At 43.3% G+C, this 16,021-nt stretch carries 15 protein-coding genes; 4 read left to right on the forward strand and 11 right to left on the reverse strand.

Annotation, left to right across the window (positions count from 1 at the left end; genetic code table 11):
• Positions 1-124: 124 nt before the first annotated feature.
• The 9 genes from DQQ10_RS17100 to DQQ10_RS17140 all read right to left on the reverse strand — a co-directional run bounded on the left by DQQ10_RS17100 (position 125) and on the right by DQQ10_RS17140 (position 9,248).
• Positions 125-370 (reverse strand): hypothetical protein, encoded by a 246-nt coding sequence (locus DQQ10_RS17100; protein WP_112748111.1) that lies wholly within the window; start codon positions 368-370, stop codon positions 125-127.
• A gap of 18 nt (positions 371-388) precedes the next feature.
• Positions 389-1,522 (reverse strand): monodechloroaminopyrrolnitrin synthase PrnB family protein, encoded by a 1,134-nt coding sequence (locus tag DQQ10_RS17105; RefSeq protein ID WP_112748112.1) that lies wholly within the window; start codon positions 1,520-1,522, stop codon positions 389-391.
• Positions 1,523-1,530: 8 nt separating this feature from the next.
• Positions 1,531-1,929, reverse strand: a complete 399-nt coding sequence (locus DQQ10_RS17110; RefSeq protein ID WP_112748113.1) for a hypothetical protein — start codon at positions 1,927-1,929, stop codon at positions 1,531-1,533.
• 307 nt (positions 1,930-2,236) lie between these two features.
• Positions 2,237-3,427, reverse strand: coding sequence for a murein hydrolase activator EnvC family protein (locus DQQ10_RS17115; protein WP_112748114.1), 1,191 nt, complete (start codon positions 3,425-3,427; stop codon positions 2,237-2,239).
• On the reverse strand, positions 3,414-4,178 hold the full coding sequence (locus tag DQQ10_RS17120) for a DUF4292 domain-containing protein (RefSeq protein WP_112748115.1): 765 nt from the start codon (positions 4,176-4,178) through the stop codon (positions 3,414-3,416). Before DQQ10_RS17120 ends, DQQ10_RS17115 begins: the two co-directional genes overlap by 14 nt.
• Positions 4,171-5,940 (reverse strand): tetratricopeptide repeat protein, encoded by a 1,770-nt coding sequence (locus tag DQQ10_RS17125; protein ID WP_165823977.1) that lies wholly within the window; start codon positions 5,938-5,940, stop codon positions 4,171-4,173. Before DQQ10_RS17125 ends, DQQ10_RS17120 begins: the two co-directional genes overlap by 8 nt.
• Positions 5,941-5,942: 2 nt before the next feature.
• Positions 5,943-6,947 carry a sugar phosphate nucleotidyltransferase gene (locus DQQ10_RS17130; protein ID WP_112748117.1) on the reverse strand — a complete coding sequence of 335 codons (1,005 nt, stop codon included), beginning with the start codon at positions 6,945-6,947 and terminating at the stop codon, positions 5,943-5,945.
• A gap of 66 nt (positions 6,948-7,013) precedes the next feature.
• Positions 7,014-8,456 (reverse strand): lipopolysaccharide biosynthesis protein, encoded by a 1,443-nt coding sequence (locus DQQ10_RS17135; RefSeq protein ID WP_112748118.1) that lies wholly within the window; start codon positions 8,454-8,456, stop codon positions 7,014-7,016.
• 15 nt (positions 8,457-8,471) lie between these two features.
• On the reverse strand, positions 8,472-9,248 hold the full coding sequence (locus tag DQQ10_RS17140; RefSeq protein ID WP_112748119.1) for an enoyl-CoA hydratase-related protein: 777 nt from the start codon (positions 9,246-9,248) through the stop codon (positions 8,472-8,474).
• A 384-nt stretch (positions 9,249-9,632) separates the two neighbouring features.
• Between DQQ10_RS17140 and DQQ10_RS17145 the strand changes: the two genes are divergently transcribed.
• Both DQQ10_RS17145 and DQQ10_RS17150 read left to right on the forward strand, forming a co-directional pair.
• Entirely contained in the window at positions 9,633-11,453 is a 1,821-nt protein-coding gene (locus DQQ10_RS17145) for a hypothetical protein (RefSeq protein WP_112748120.1), read from the forward strand.
• Positions 11,454-11,733: 280 nt separating this feature from the next.
• Complete coding sequence (locus DQQ10_RS17150) at positions 11,734-12,906, forward strand: T9SS type A sorting domain-containing protein (RefSeq protein ID WP_112748121.1); 1,173 nt, start codon at positions 11,734-11,736, stop codon at positions 12,904-12,906.
• Positions 12,907-12,972: 66 nt separating this feature from the next.
• On the opposite strand, the gene DQQ10_RS17155 is transcribed toward DQQ10_RS17150, so the two are convergent.
• Entirely contained in the window at positions 12,973-13,914 is a 942-nt protein-coding gene (locus DQQ10_RS17155) for an NAD-dependent epimerase/dehydratase family protein (RefSeq protein WP_112748274.1), read from the reverse strand.
• A gap of 84 nt (positions 13,915-13,998) precedes the next feature.
• On the opposite strand from DQQ10_RS17155, the gene DQQ10_RS17160 reads away from it, so the two are divergent.
• Together DQQ10_RS17160 and kbl are read left to right on the forward strand one after the other, a co-directional pair.
• The gene (locus DQQ10_RS17160) at positions 13,999-14,325 is read left to right on the forward strand and encodes a hypothetical protein (RefSeq protein WP_112748122.1); all 327 of its coding nucleotides are present in this window, start codon (positions 13,999-14,001) and stop codon (positions 14,323-14,325) included.
• A gap of 14 nt (positions 14,326-14,339) precedes the next feature.
• Complete coding sequence (gene kbl, locus DQQ10_RS17165; protein ID WP_112748123.1) at positions 14,340-15,536, forward strand: glycine C-acetyltransferase; 1,197 nt, start codon at positions 14,340-14,342, stop codon at positions 15,534-15,536.
• On the opposite strand, the gene DQQ10_RS17170 is transcribed toward kbl, so the two are convergent.
• Positions 15,537-15,989, reverse strand: coding sequence for a hypothetical protein (locus DQQ10_RS17170; RefSeq protein ID WP_112748124.1), 453 nt, complete (start codon positions 15,987-15,989; stop codon positions 15,537-15,539). It abuts the gene before it with no gap.
• Positions 15,990-16,021 lie beyond the last annotated feature (32 nt).

Raw genomic sequence — 16,021 nt, forward strand, 5'->3', positions numbered from 1 at the left:
CTATCGTCACATTAAAAAAGTGGCCGAGGAGCGCGAAATCCATCGGCCAGGTGGACGATTCATTTAAAATGAGGGATTTTTTTATCCCTTCGTGTTTTCGACACGATAATTTCCTGAGTGATAATTATTCCTCCGACGACAAAATCAACCTGTCGAGATTGAATTTCTGACTGTCGGAAGTGTAGACATAGCTGTGATGTTTGGCGCTCCATTCAATCTTTAGCCCCATGTTTGCCTTTAACGTGCGCATCAAACGAAATACGGTAGATTCAGAAATTTGTAATTTTTGACTAAGCTCCTTTGGTGAGCCTGTAGCCTTTCGCCTGATCATCTTGTCGACGACCGCCAGGCGGGTAATATACTTTTCCACGGATCAAATAAAATAATGTCAACGGGTTTGTACTTTCTCCATAACGTACTTCTGACGTTCGACCACAAGTGCCGACATCATTGCCGCAGTATTCCTTTGTTGAAGATCGATAATGTGTTGAAGAATATCCGTCGCATACCCACCACTTCCTTTTTGATGATGCTTATCGTCTTGATGTTGGTATGCACTCTCGGCTACCTTTTTGTGCGGCATTCTGAAACTCTTCAACACAGTGAAAAGATCAGCCAGTGCTAATGCATTATTGAAAACTTCCAACGAGGAATTTGTTGCTAATGCTTGCGCCATGCGTGCCGCCAATGACGGTTTGTTTTCGTAACGATCATAAATCTCGCGAACAACAGGAAGGTTATAACTTAAATAACCCTTTTTGAATTCAGTGTACACCTGGTCATCACAATCGCAGCTCCATAACAAGTGATCAATGAGGAACATCGGCATTTCTACTGCACCTGGTCCCATGTATTTATTGTTATAGTCGACTTTGATGGCGTCGTAATAAAAACGCAACTCGTTGGCGAAAACTTCCGGAGAAACCTTACGCTTCGCCAATACAATACCTCTTACCATGCCTTCCAACATTTCGCGGATCGTTGTGCAGTGATCTGCAAATGAAGGATCGTTCAAGGCAATGCTATGCGTTTTATCTAGTAGATTAATGGCATCCAACAACGAAGGATAGGCGATCTTAACACTTTCAATAAGCTGCTTTTCATCCTCTAATCCAGTGTAAGTTCTGATTCTTTCATTGGAAGGATTCCAAGCAGTATAATGAATGAGCGTGTCGCGCGGAGGCAATCCGGTTTTGACCATCAACACAAGCAAAACGTATTCGAGTTCTGGTAAAACATCTACAGGCTCAATACCATGTTTTTTCAAAATGCCGATGAAAATTCCGAGGTCGCGCATGCTGGCGATTGCTTCTTCGTATCCAAAACCATCCAGCCTATCGGGAACCGGTAAGTGACGATACAAAAGCTGGATGATTTCGTGAGTATTTCCTTCGCGATTAAGGGCATGCAATACAGGCAGGGCGTTATCAAAATTCAACGGATCCAGCGACTGAATCATCTCCTGCTTCCCCAACCATGGATGCTCTATCAAATTTAATGTTGCCGTACGCTGCGTTTGCATAATCTTAATTAGTTAAGAAGCCATTTAGTACATTCTGTTTCTGAGTTGAACATGTTGATGGTAAGACGTCCAACCTTTGCTTCGGCGTTTACTTTATTTACGGTCGCTGCAGCAAACACGTCATCTGCTACCACGGCGCCGACTTTTGTAAGACCTACTTTCTCAACTTCTGGGAACCATTCCTTCGTGAGGAAGTCCTGCACTTCTTTAGACAATACTTTCAAGGAACGGTGATCACTCAAGTGACTCTTGATGTCTTTTTCTTTGATGTACTTTGTCATGAACGCGCATCCTTTTTTTACATCATCAGGTCTTAGGAACCCGATCCATTTTGCATAGATAACATTGGTGTCTTTGTCGAGTGTAATGTCGACATAAGGTTCTTTAAGAAGGGTCAGCTTACTCATAGCATTTTTGTTTTATATGATGAGGCAAAGTTGAAAATATTCACTGTCATTTTATGAAAGTGATGAAGGATCCTTCCTTGTTAAAACAAACTAAAGTTACATCCGTAAAGCAACCGGTAGACCATACGTTGTAATACGGATACCTGATTTTTAAAGGAGGATATTGCGTTTCTTAACTCGTTGTATTTCTAACACTTGAAATAACAGAGGGTAAGTAGAACTACTTACTGTCAGAAAATGACGGCAGAATGAAAAATCAATTTACCGAGGTGAATGTTACATTAAGCCAATGTAAAATGTTACAAGCTTACATGTTTCGTAACCAGATTTGAGGATCTAGTGGCGTGCTGTTTCTGAAAATTTGAAACCGTAATTCGGAGACGCCATCACTGTTTGCGAATACTTTTCCGATCTCTTGGTTGGTGGAAACTTTTTGACCTGTGCGAACAGAAACTTCTTTCAATCCGCCGTAAACGGTGAGGTATTCCCCATGTTTTACAATCACGATATTACCCATGGCTTGGATAAATGCGACGCGGCTAACTTCACCATCGAAGATGCATTTCACTTTTTCATCTTCACGTGTTTGAATGTTAACGCCGTTGTTGTTAACGACAATATTTTTCAGAGCCGGATGTGGTTGCTTGCCGAATTTTTGAGAAACAAACCCAGCGGAAGGCCAAGGGAACTTGTTTTTATTTTGTTCGAAAGACGACGAAAGCGCAACATCGCGATCGCTACTTTTTCCACTGGCGCGTGCAACACGTTCGCGCTCTTCGCGGATGATGTCTTCAATAAGTCGGTCGAGCGCAGCAACCGCCTTCTTTGTCGTTTCTAGATCTTTCCGAAGCTTCTTCTCTTCCTTTTGCAACGATTTAACAACCGTGTTCTGTTTCTTTTTTAACGACGACAGGTTGTCGTTCTCTTTTAACTCTTCATCCAAAAGCTTGTTTTTTGCTACACGACGACCTTCGATTTCACGAACCTGACCGCCCAACGCTTCTTGTACTTTTACAATCTGTTCCGCTTGTAGCTTTCGCGCGTTTGAATACTGTTCCATGTATTTCATGCGCATCACCAATTGGTCGAATGACTTTGCTGAGAAAAGGAAGGTAAGGCGTGTGGTGCTGTTATTCGCTTTTTGGGCTGCTACAAGCATCGCCGCGAACTCTTTCTTTAGTTTTCGTAAATCATTCTCGAGCGCCAAAATAATATCCTTGTTCTCACCGATCTCCGAATCAAGAATCGTAACCTCGCCTTTGATAGATGATATGAGCTTTTCTTGGTCGTCGATGCGTTGATTTAATGCGTTGAGCTCGCCAAGCGTGTTTTTCTTTTTCGCGCTCGTTTCGGTGAGAATCTTCTCTGTTTCTTTGATTCGCTCCAGGTTCTGTTGTTTTTCTTTCTGCAATTGAGATTTCGTCCGGTGGCGTTGTGCAGAAACCGAAAAAGCAATCAGCGTAAAAAATATGAGCACCAGTGTTCTACCTGCGAACATATCTCTTCGGAATATTAAAAGGGAACTTAAGTTCTTTATCACCCAACTCTGCTTTGTTGTACTCAAAAATAACCGTCGTATTTAACAAACCTCCAATCGCTTTATAGAAGAGGTTGATTGTTCCGTTGTATGGGAAAAGCTTATGGGCAATAGGCTGAAAATTAGAATAGTGTAGTGTCAGCGAATTACTTGTATTGCTTTCTTTTAGTTCAACTTTTTCAATTTTCATGCTCGCCGCATTCACAAAATTTGAAACGTTCACTGTTCCAGTTTGTTGTTTGAGGATAAAAAGAGAAGACTCTTGAAGGATCTCATCCTCTTCTTTCCTTTCCATAATCAGATTACCGAGCATCGCCGACTGAATTATTCCGTAATTGATATTAAAGTTATAACGTCTGGAAAGTTCCTCGTAGTCGAACACATAGTACTCATCTTTCAAGTTACTTACGATGGTGATCGAATCTTTGTTAATCAACGCTTTCCCCCCTTGAACGCCAATAACAGAGAATGTCATCCAAATGACACTATCCTTTCTAATTCTGATGTTCGCTTTTACCTCAAGCTCTTTCTTAGCATCACGCAACGTCATCCTCGCTTTCCCTTGCAAATATTCAAAGTCGATCTCATCTACGTTAAGCGTAGGCTTCGGGACTGCTGGTGTTTGATTGGTAAGAGAGGCTGTTTTTTTACTACATCCCGTTAAAACGACTATGCTTAATGCGATGAGTAAAAATTGGTGGATTCTATTCATAGATCTTTCTATTCGCAATTTTTTTATTTAGGATTTCGCTGTTTGCATTGAGGCCTCGTGCCCGTTCCCACTGCTTAACAGCATTATCGACCTCTCCGAGTTTATATAAGATGTCACCGTAATGTTCTAAGTGTGTAGCATTTGCATTTCCTGAATTCACAGCGCGTTCAATCGCTTTCCGGGCATCTTTATATTTTTCGCGCATATAAAGAACCCATGCGTACGTGTCTAAAAAAGTAGCGTTGTCAGGGTTGTTCTTTACCAGGGTGGATGACATTTTTTCGGCCTTCTCTAAATTCTGTTTTCGTAGGGCTAAGAAGTAACTGTATTGATTGAGAACGACACTGTTGTTTGCGTTAAACGCCAATGCTTCCTCATAGGCTTTATCTGATAATTCGTAGTTTTTCGTTGCATTGTATGCATCGCCCAACAATGCGTTAAGGTCACTAACGAAAGCAGGCGCACTGTTGGATAACTTCTTTGCTTGCTCGAGTGATGAAATTGCTTCTTTGTAATGTCTCTTTCTAAGGTTCGCGTATCCACTGAAGTAATGAATCATGCGTTGATTAGGATACAATTCCAAAGCTTGATCGGCGTGCACGATGGCCTGATCATATTGTTCCAATTGCATGTCGATGTAAAGAAGGTTTTCCCATACCTCATAGTTTACTTCGCCGAGCTCTATTGCTTGGAGGTATTCGCGTTGGGCTTCTCGTGGCCGTTCAGATGATAAATAAAGATCGCCGCCGAGGATATGGATGTTGGCATCTGTCGGATTGGTCTGCTCAAGTTTGTTGAATAATGAGAATGCAAAAGCTTCTTGATCTTCGTCGGCATTTTTTTTCGACCGATTCATGCTAATCTGAGCGCTATACGTTCCGAGGATCAGCATTTTGCGAGAGAACTCTACATCGGGATTGTCAAACAATTTTAGTAGGAGTGGGCGTGCTTTTTCTTCTTGGTTGTTATCGCGATAAATTCCGGCCAGCAGCATCATTGCATTGGGTGAATCTTCATTTTGCTGGAGAAACTTCTCGAGATAGCTGATGGCCTCATTGCGCATTCCTTTCTCGGAAAGTACCTCAGCAAATCCCATCACAAATCTTTCTTCACCAGGATACGCCTCGATTAATCGTTCTCCTTCAGCCAATGCTTCCTTCGTTTTGCCTTGATCCATGAGAATCCGTTGCTTCTGCGCAGAAGATATTTCGTTTACACCCATGATGCTTTCAGCACGGTTGTATACTTTCAGCGCTTCATCAGGTTTGTTCGCGTATTGATAGATAGAGGCGAGCTCGTAGAGGTACTCTTCCGTTCCTTTAATTTCTGAGATAAGCGCTTCATAAGTTTGAGCAGCTTTATCGAAACGGCCCAGGCTACTGTAGATGTTCGCCGCGAGAAGATAAAAGTATTTGTTTTTCCGTTCGAGCTTCAATGCTTGCTCGATACTGAGTGATGCTTTGAGGAGGTCATCTTGCTTGCTACTGCGGGCGAGAATTTCTGCAATCTTGTAGTGCACCGTGCCATTCTCTGGTGTGAGTTCAAGCGTACGCTGATAGTACAGTATCGCTTTTGCGTAGTCTTCGAGGATAAAGAATTTCTCCCCTTCGGTAAAATAGAACTCGGCCTCGCGAAGTTTTACTCCCGAGGCCTGTGTTCCTTCGTCATTTTTCTTTTTTCGTTGGGCATAAGTCGACAAGGAGAGGATAAGTGCGAAGAGCAGAACAATCCCTGTTGGCTTATATCTATGGAATTTCGTCAAAATCAAGCTATTGAATTGAAGTCACCAACACTCAGGTCGAGTGCCGATCCTTCAAAATTAGCGAAATTCCCTAACATGCTGTTCTCCAATACAGCCTTTGATACTTTTGTTTCCTTTTGAATAATCGAATTTTGAATCCGACTATTCGAAATTTTGGAATTTTCGCCTATTGAAACATGCGGGCCGACAACGGAATTTTCAATAACAACGCCAGCACCAATAAAGCTAGGCTGGATTACGACGCTATTAATAAGCTTTGCCTGATCGGACACAAGTTTTTGATCTTTGATAAACTCAAGATATCGTTGATTGGTTTGAACGGTCACATTTTTGTTTCCGCAGTCTAACCATTCCGTTACCTGACCAGGTACTAGCTTTGCTCCCTTTTTATTAAGTCCTTGAAGCGCCGACGTGAATTGATACTCGCCTTTGTCTTTGATGTCGTTGTCGATAAGGTATTGCATCTCTTTTGCCAAGCCCGCACCATCTTTGAAAAAATAGATCCCGATAATGGCGAGGTCAGAAACAAAGCTTGATGGTTTCTCGACCAAGTCGGTGATTTCATTCTTGTCATTCAATTTAACGACGCCAAACTGTGAAGGGTCATCAACTTTCTGAACCCAAATGATACCATCTTGATTCGTATCTAATTTAAAATTCGCTTTGAACAGTGTATCAGCGAAAGCCACGATCACTTTCCCGGTAAACAATTCTTTTGCGAATAGCAGCGCATGTGAAATTCCCATGGCTTGTTCTTGATAGAATATTTTTCCTGTCGCGCCAACGTCTTTTGCAATTTGTTTTAAGCTCTCTTCAACGTCTTTTCCAAAACTTGGGTGAATGATAAAACCTATGGTGTCGATTTTTTCGGGACAAACTTTAGCGATGTCTTCAACCAAACGGTGCACGATGGGTTTGCCCGCGATTGGAAGAAGTGGTTTAGGAACTGTAAGCGTATGCGGACGCATGCGTTTACCTAAGCCCGCCATAGGAATAATGATGTTCATGATTAAAGGATTTTTTTTCGGTTATTAGAAAAGTTGCAGATAAAACTGATTCAAGGTAAAAAAAAATTAGCGTCGGCTAGCTTTCAAATCTTTTCTTTCAAGGAAATAAATTATCAGCAGATACGCGACGAACACCAGCATGTGAAAACTTGATGCCAGCCAGATATTTTCGATAACGATTGAATTGATTGCATACACCAAAGCTAAAGTAAGGGTGATGTAGCTTATCCCTTGCACTACCTTGTAGGGTATCGGATAGTATTTCCTTCCCAGCAGATAACATACAACGGTCATCGTAAAATAGCAGATAAAAGTTGCCCAGCTACTACCGTCTATTCCCGCTATCGGAACCAAAAAGTAGTTTCCAACGATTGTAATAATAGCGCCACCAAGTGTAATGTATGTCCCGTAGTAAGTTTTGTCGGTAAGCTTAAACCACACCGACAAGTTGTAGTAGATTCCCAGAAATAAGTAGCCTAACAAAAGCACAGGAACAATTCGTAGTCCATCGTAATATTGGCTATTCCCCAAAAAAAGTTTAAGGATGTCCAAATTGATACTCACGCCCAATAAAATGACGCAGCAAAGCAGCGTGAAATAATGGTTGACGCGCGCAAAAAGTTCGGGTGAGTTTTTGTCGGCAGCGTTCGAGAAAAAGAAAGGCTCTGCCGCGTAGCGAAAAGCCAAAATAGCTAAGTTCATCACCACGGCAAACTTGTAAGTGGCACCGAAGATCCCAAGAATCTCGTTCTCGGTTTTTCCGGGATAGTAACCTTCAGGAAGCCAATAACGCAAGGTTTTTCGCGAGAACATTTCGTTGATCATGGCAGGTAATCCCGTAAGCATTACAGGATAAGCATATCGAAACATTTCACGCGTAATTCTGCGATCGTATGTGGGCCTCCAAGAGAGTAAAGTGCGAGAAAAGAAAAGAAGGAAGAAAGCGTTACCAATAAGCGTTGCCAACAGCACGTAGGCGAATCCAACTTCTGGATCGTAAATTACTTTGAGGAAATAAATGTTGAGTGCGATAACGATCAAGACATTAATCACCTTTCCAAGTGCGAATGTCAAGCCTTTCTTTTGTAATCGTAAACGCGCGAAAGGAACGATCACCAAAGCATCGATGAACATGATGCCGATAGTCCAATACAAATAATCAACGTTACCCGCGAAACCCATGTCATTAGCGATGGGCCGTGCAAAGATGATCAACACGAGCGAGGTTACTACGCTTACCGCGATAACGGTAGTCTGTGCCAGATTGAAAATGTGCTTTTCATCATTTTCACTTTTGGTAGCAAATCGAAAGTAGGCAGTCTCCATTCCAAATGCGTAGATCACATTCAAGAACGCGACAAAAGCTAAAATATCAGTAATGATTCCATATTCGCCTGCAGGAAGTACGCGTGTGTGAAGCGATACCAATAAAAAATTTAGGAATCGCGGAACGATGCTGCCAAGACCGTACAATACCGTTTCACCGGCGAGCTTTTTAATTTTACTCATGCTACTGCGAGAAGCTTATTTCCCTGTGAATGTTGGCTTGCGCTTTTCCATAAACGCACTAGTTCCTTCTTTAAAATCAGCAGTTCCAGCGCAGTCGCCAAACAATTTTGCTTCTGTTTGATAACCTACTTTTTCAAAATCAAAACCAGCGTTCACGGCTTGAATAACATGTCGGACAGCGATGGATCCTTTCGCGAGAATCTTCGTCATGATCGATGTGGCTAAAACGGTTAAAGCTTGGCGATCAGCAACAACATGATTTACTAAACCGAGACTTAAGGCTTGTTGTGCGGAAATCACATCGCCTGTCAACAGAAGTTCTAATGCTTTGCCACGGCCGACCAATTGTGTTAGTCGTTGCGTTCCACCGTATCCTGGGATAATACCAAGATTTACTTCAGGCTGGCCAAACTTTGCGTTCTCGGTAGCAACTCTAAAATGACAGGCCATTGCTAGCTCACACCCACCGCCCAATGCAAAACCGTTTACAGCAGCAATGATAGGCTTCGGACTATCTTCAATAGCTTTAAAAATTCGCTGTCCTTTTTCGGCTAGCGTAAGTGCTTCGGTTGGCGAGAGCACAGAAAGTTCTTTAATGTCTGCTCCCGCGACAAAAGCCTTTTCGCCTTCACCGATAAGTATGATGCCTCCAATTTCTGCGTCGGTATAGGCTCGAGAAATGACTTCACTAAGTTGTGATAGTACATCTGCGTTGAGCGCATTCATAGCCTCTGGCCGTGCGATCGTTACAGTCAAAATATGGTTTGTAAGATCTGTCTTGATTACTGTCATACATCTGGAGCGTTTAGTTTGCAACTTATCATTTTTCATCGAATTCAGCTCAATTCCTCATTTCCCACGGTAATCCGTTTTCCCAAAATGAGTAATCAAATCTTGAAATGATGAATTTTAATCACCTTGGGAGTGCATGATTTCCGACTGGAATAGATTTTTTTCATAATAATGCGGGCAAATTTAATTCGGATTTTTCTAACGGGTACCAGTGAACATATCGTTCCTGAAAGGGCTACCGGCGTTTTTTTGCGAAATTGTGAAGGTTATTCCTCCCTATTTCTTCACTCCCTAATGATTGTTAGTCTTTGTCCTAATGCGTGTTAGCGGATCAGGTGGCGGGGTTGTTGCCAAAAGACAATCAACCACCTAGAAACTTTGGCTATGAAAACAGCACAAATGATGAAACCGGCAGGCTTGACTTTAAGCATAATGATAATACTCATGTTATCATCGCTTAACCTGGTTGCCCAAACATACACTACAAACGCGGCGGGCCCATGGGCTACCGGCGCGACATGGGGAGGCACCGCGCCTTCGGATTGGCAGGGGTACTCGGCCATCATTAATCACAACGTGACCGTGCCATCTTCGATTAATGGCTTTAACCAAATCAGGATCAACAGCGGAAGATCATTCACTTCCGGATCAGCAGGCACGCCACAAAACTTGTCGATGCAGAACGTCACCAACTTCAACGTGAACAATGGAAACGTAACGGTATACGGCGACTTGACTTTGAACGCAACAACGATGACGATAACAACCGGTAGCCTCACCGTTACAGGTACGCTTACTTTGACAGGCGATGCCGTGCTTACCAATAACGGCACGGGTTTAATATCAGTCGGCGCATTCAATACAAGTGGTTCTGGTGGAACGCTGAATATAAATGCAGGATCACTTTCAGTGACTAACGCAATGTCTATTAATTCATCTTCGAATGTTACGGTGGCAGCAGGAAGAGCGGTAACCGTTGGAAGTCTCGCCATCAGCAATAACAATGATGCCGTTCTCGATAACAGCGGAAATTTCACAGTTACAGGAAGTGTGTCGCAAGGGGGTACATTGAACAACTTAAGTGGAGGGACGCTTCAGATAAATGGTAACCTCACTGGAAGCGGATCTGGGTCGTCGGTTACAACAAATTCCGGAACGATAAATGTTTCAGGTAATGCATCGATGCCGAGCTCAAGCAGAATGCAAATCAATCCGGGCGGAACGACTTCTGTAAATGGAAACTTTACGGTTGGTGATAATGAAAACTTGGTGGTAGGAACAAACGTTGCGCCACCCGCATACGCAGATCTAATTATTAGAGGTAATCTCAATCAGACGGGAAGTGGCGATGTACGCATCAGAAGAAATGGACGCTTCGCCGTGTTTGGTAATGTAACGGACAGTGGTGGTGGTGATTCACGTCTCACAGTGGAAAGTGGTGGGCAAGCTTATGTTCATGGTAACATTTCCTACACAGGAGGAGGAAGCCAAATTACTAACGGCAATGCGGGAAGTGCAGTAACACCTTACGGCCTTTACGTAAACGGAACAACTTCAAACACGGGAGGCGGTTCGACAACGACTGCCAACAAAGGAAACTTGGTCGTGCTTCAAACGACAAACGTACCGTTTTATAATTGGGTGAATTCAATTCCCAATACACCGATGCCTGTGAGTTTGATCTACTTCAAGGTAACTTCATACGAACAAGAAATCGTCTCTTTGGCATGGGCAACGGCGACAGAAAAAAATACTGAGCGCTTTTCGATTGAGCGTTCTGTGAACGGAAGCGATTTCGTTGAGATTGGATCGGTACCAGCTCACGGCAACAGCACGGAAAAACATACTTATGGCTTTCAAGATTCAAATCTCGTTAGCGGTCGGATCTACTATCGCTTGACTTCGATCGACTACGATGGCTACACAGAATCGTTTAAAGTAGTGTTTGTCGATGCAACATTTGGCAATCGCGTGGAGCTCTATCCTAACTCATCGACAGGAGCATATTTGAATATAAAGGCAACTTTCGAATACACATCTGATGCACGTTTCGAGATTTATGATAGCCGAGGTTTTGTGATCGAAAAGGGATCAATTACGACGGATTTGAATTTGACTTTTAGCCGTCCACTAGTTCCTGGTTCATATCTATTCCATTACGTGTCATCGGCTCATAAACAGATAATACGCTTCGTTGTAAAGTAGGTATTTATACGGATGCCGAGAACTATCATCCGGTTTGCCTTTGCCATAACGTCTGGGGTGCAGTGCAAGGGGCTGTCTGTTGGTTGTTTAACCAATCTTCTCTACATTTGCGCCATATCTGATTGATTTTCAGATTCGTGTATTGACGATCAGCTGGAGATCGAAAGTAAATAGAGGTTCGTTAAGAACAGTTTATTTTCCTTTTGAAAATCTGCTTACCAATAGATTCACGTAAGTATTTATACATAGTAAATTTTAGGAGCCCACCTAAAGTAAAAAAATGAGTAACAAGATTTTTGCGATAACAATAGTTATCACGCTTCTCGCTTTGCCTAAATTAACCGCTCAGACGGCAACAATGAACAACTCCGGTGATTGGGGAACTGATGGCAACTGGTCGGGAAATAACATAGGTAATACAGTCGCTGAAACGATTACGATCAGCAACAACGTAAGCCCTACTGTTGCAAACGGTAACAGCTTTACGGTAGGAAGTATTACGCTTGCCAACAACAACACGCTTACCGTCAATGGAACACTCAACATCGGAGATGCTTCCAATTCACGATCGCTCACGACCAACAACAATGCAAACGTGAACGTGGCCGGAACGCTTATCATCTGGGGTAATGTAACGGTGAATAACAATATCAACTGGTCAATCTCGGGGACTGTGATCATTAAGGGAAACCTAGTGATGGTGAACAACGCGAACGTCGCGGTGTCAGGAAATTTGCGCGTCGACGGAAACCTCACAGGTGGTAACAACACCAACGTTGCCGTGAGTGGACTTGTATCTGTTGGTGGAAGCACGAACGTCGGAAACGGTTCTAACCTTAACGGGTGTGCAGGATGCTATCAGAGTGGAGGATCATGTACTGGGCCGGCATCGTTCTGCGGTAGCGGTGCATTGCCAGTTACGCTCGTTTCTTTCAAAGCAAAACCTGCTGGCGACGTTGTCACACTGAATTGGGTAACGGCTACGGAAGAGAATGCTGAAAAATTTGTCATCGAACGTTCTGCTGACGGAATATCATTCGAAACAATCAGTGAAGTTGCAGCCGCAGGTAACAGTACATCGCGCATCGAATATAACGCAACCGACAACTTGCCACTGCTAGGACGAAATTACTATCGCTTAAGGATTGTTGACCTCGATGGTTATACGGAATATTCAAACGTCATCACCTTAACCCATGAAGGAAAAAAGACAGTGTTGATTTACCCAAATCCGTTACGCGGATCATCTTTCAACCTTGTCAAAAATTTTCAGTTCGAAAGCGACGCGACGTTGGAGATTATCGACAATTTGGGCGTGAAAATTAGAAGCATGAAGATTACTGATCTTGAGCAAGAAATTCAATTTGGTGAGCCACTCAATGGAGGCGCTTATCTGCTGAAAGTTTTTGCTGGGGATTTTTCAACTACCATCAGATTTTCTGTAAGCCAATAACCTAACGGATTTGAAATAATGAAACAGTCACTTCATCAAGAGGTGACTGTTTTCATTTATGCTCTTTTACAGCTTAAGGTTGCTAAGTATTTCCTGCGTCATTTCATCGAGATCGAACGCATGATTCCATCCCCAATCAATCCGTGCTGCTGAATCATTGATGGACTTTGGCCACGAGTCGGCAATCGCTTGTCGAAAATCAGGCTTATAGGTGATCTCGAATTCTGGGATATGTTTCTGTATAGACGCTGCTATTTCAGATGGGCAAAAGCTCATCGCAGCAATATTGTAACTCGACCGAATCTTGACATGCTCAGAAGGTGCACTCATCAGATCTAACGTTGCCTTTACCGCGTCGCTCATGTACATCATGGGAAGGTAGGTGTCAGGCTTTAGAAAGCATTCAAACTTTTTGTCGCTTAATGCTTTAAAATAAATGTCAACAGCGTAATCAGTGGTGCCTCCGCCAGGCTTTGTTTTATAGCCTATCAACCCAGGATAACGAAGACTTCGTACATCCAGACCTTTGTTTTTGAAATACCACTCACACCATCTTTCACCAGCTTGTTTACTAATTCCGTAGATCGTAGTCGGATCCATAATGGTGTCTTGTGGCGTCTTGATCTTCGGTGTTGTTGGCCCGAATGCAGCAATGGAACTTGGCCAGTAAACTTTCTCTACTTTGTATTCGACTGCAGCATCGAGCACTTCGATCAGTCCATCCATGTTTAGCTTCCATGCGAGCCGAGGATTCTTTTCGCCAGTTGCCGACAGCACAGCGGCCAAATGATAGATCTGCGTGAACTTGTTCTTACTAATGAGCGAAATCAATTGAGGCGTGTTGAGCACGTCAAGGATCTCAAAGTTTCCTGTCGCCAATACACCTTCTGCTCCCTTGATGTCTGTTGCGATCACATTCTCTTTCCCGTACCGTTCCCACAGTCCTTGGGTTAATTCAGCACCCAACTGTCCGCCGGCGCCAATCACTAAAATCTTGTCTCTTTTCATTGCGTCTGAATGCGGGGCAATATTACCAAAAATTACCATTCACCTATCATGTGTTAGGAAAGGTTTTCGATTAACTTAGCGCCCGTGAATTTTGAAGAATATTTAATTTCTAAAAGGATTGACTCCGATGCTTTCAAGAAAGCAGAAGAATCAATGTGGCTTACTTGGAAAGACGAGTTCGAGCAAATACATCCTAATAGCTTTACGCTGCAAAAGCTAAATCTTATCAATCCTGTAAGAAGGAAATACCAATTGAAAGTTGTTCCCGCACCGAAAGTGGTCGCCGAGAAACCAGTCGCAACGCATGCGACGAATGTTGAACCTGCGCCTTCGAACACGTCATCAGCAACTACACCTTTGCCGAAGCCTGCAGTGCCACGGCCCGTTTTTAAACCAAAGCCAAAAATTTAATTTGATCTAGATCTATGTATCGTAAACTACAACCTGTTCTCCAGAAAGAGCTCGAGAATATTCGTGAAGCTGGTCTATTTAAGAAAGAACGAATTATTACGACGCCGCAAGCCGCCGACATCAAGACGCAAGACGGAAAGGAAGTGATCAACTTTTGTGCGAACAATTACTTAGGATTGTCGTCACATCCTCGTGTGCTGGAAGCTGCCAAGAATGCAATTGATAGTCACGGTTTCGGAATGTCTTCTGTCCGTTTTATTTGCGGTACTCAGGATATCCACAAAACACTCGAGAAAAAAATATCTGAATTCCTCGGCACTGAAGACACGATTCTCTATGCCGCCGCTTTCGATGCCAATGGTGGTGTGTTCGAACCTTTGTTTGGCGCGGAAGATGCTATCATATCCGATGAGCTCAATCATGCCTCTATCATTGACGGCGTGAGGTTATGTAAGGCGATGCGCTATCGCTACAAGCATAACAATATGGACGATCTGCGTAAGCAACTTGCAGACGCAAAGGCTGCTGGCGCAAAACAAATCATCATTGTAACAGATGGTGCATTTTCAATGGACGGAACCATCGCGCAGATGGATAAAATCTGTGACCTCGCCGATGAGTTCGAAGCATTGGTGATGACAGATGAGTGCCACTCAACGGGATTTATTGGCAAGACCGGTCGTGGTGTTCCCGAATATAGAGGCGTTACTGGTCGCGTTGATATTATCACCGGAACGTTGGGTAAAGCTCTTGGTGGCGCATCCGGTGGATTTACATCTGGTCGTAAGGAAATCATTGAAATGCTTCGTCAACGCTCGCGTCCTTACCTCTTTTCCAATACATTGGCACCGTCTATTACCGGCGCGTCAATTGCAATCTTTGATCTGTTGTCTCAGACCACTACGCTGCGCGATAAGCTGGAAGCAAATACGAAGTATTTCAGAGCGGAAATGACAAAGGCGGGATTCGACATTAAGCCAGGTGAGCACCCTATCGTTCCCATCATGCTTTACGAAGCGCCGCTAGCACAGCAATTCGCTGAGCAACTTCTTGAGAAAGGAATTTATGTGATTGGATTTTTCTATCCAGTTGTAGCGAAAGGTCAAGCGCGAATTCGAGTCCAAATTTCTGCTGCGCACGAACGCCATCATCTCGACAAAGCTATTCAAGCATTTACCGAGGTTGGGAAAGCGCTTGGTGTGCTAAAGTGATTATTTGATACCAAATTCCTTTTTGCGCTTCGCCACAATGTCCCCCATCTTAGAGGTGTCTTTGGCGATCAGGCCGAAAGCAGGATCGATATTGGTAGAAGGGAAGAAGTAAATACTTCCCTTCTTACCTCTGATCTTCAACCGATAAAGGTTGAGGTAGGGGATAATCTTCAGTGACTTCACTTCGGGCCAGTTAAATCTAACATTGCGCTGCCCCTCGATGATGATAATCTTATTCTTGCCCACGGCAACTCTTCTGATCTTGTCGCTAATGATTGCATACAGATACAAAAAGATGAGCCCGAACGTGAGGAAGATAAGTGACGTAAAAAAGTTTCGCGCACCAAATGGTTGGTTAATCAACAGCGTTCCTCCAACGATCCATTGAATACACGCAAAGACCAGGAAGAAATACTTGGCAACGTAGAATTTTGTGGGATTCGCTTCTATCATGGCTGTAACGAGGTTAAAAAATGGTAAACTAA

This window comes from Pseudochryseolinea flava (assembly GCF_003286915.1).
Lineage (GTDB): Bacteria > Bacteroidota > Bacteroidia > Cytophagales > Cyclobacteriaceae > Ohtaekwangia > Ohtaekwangia flava.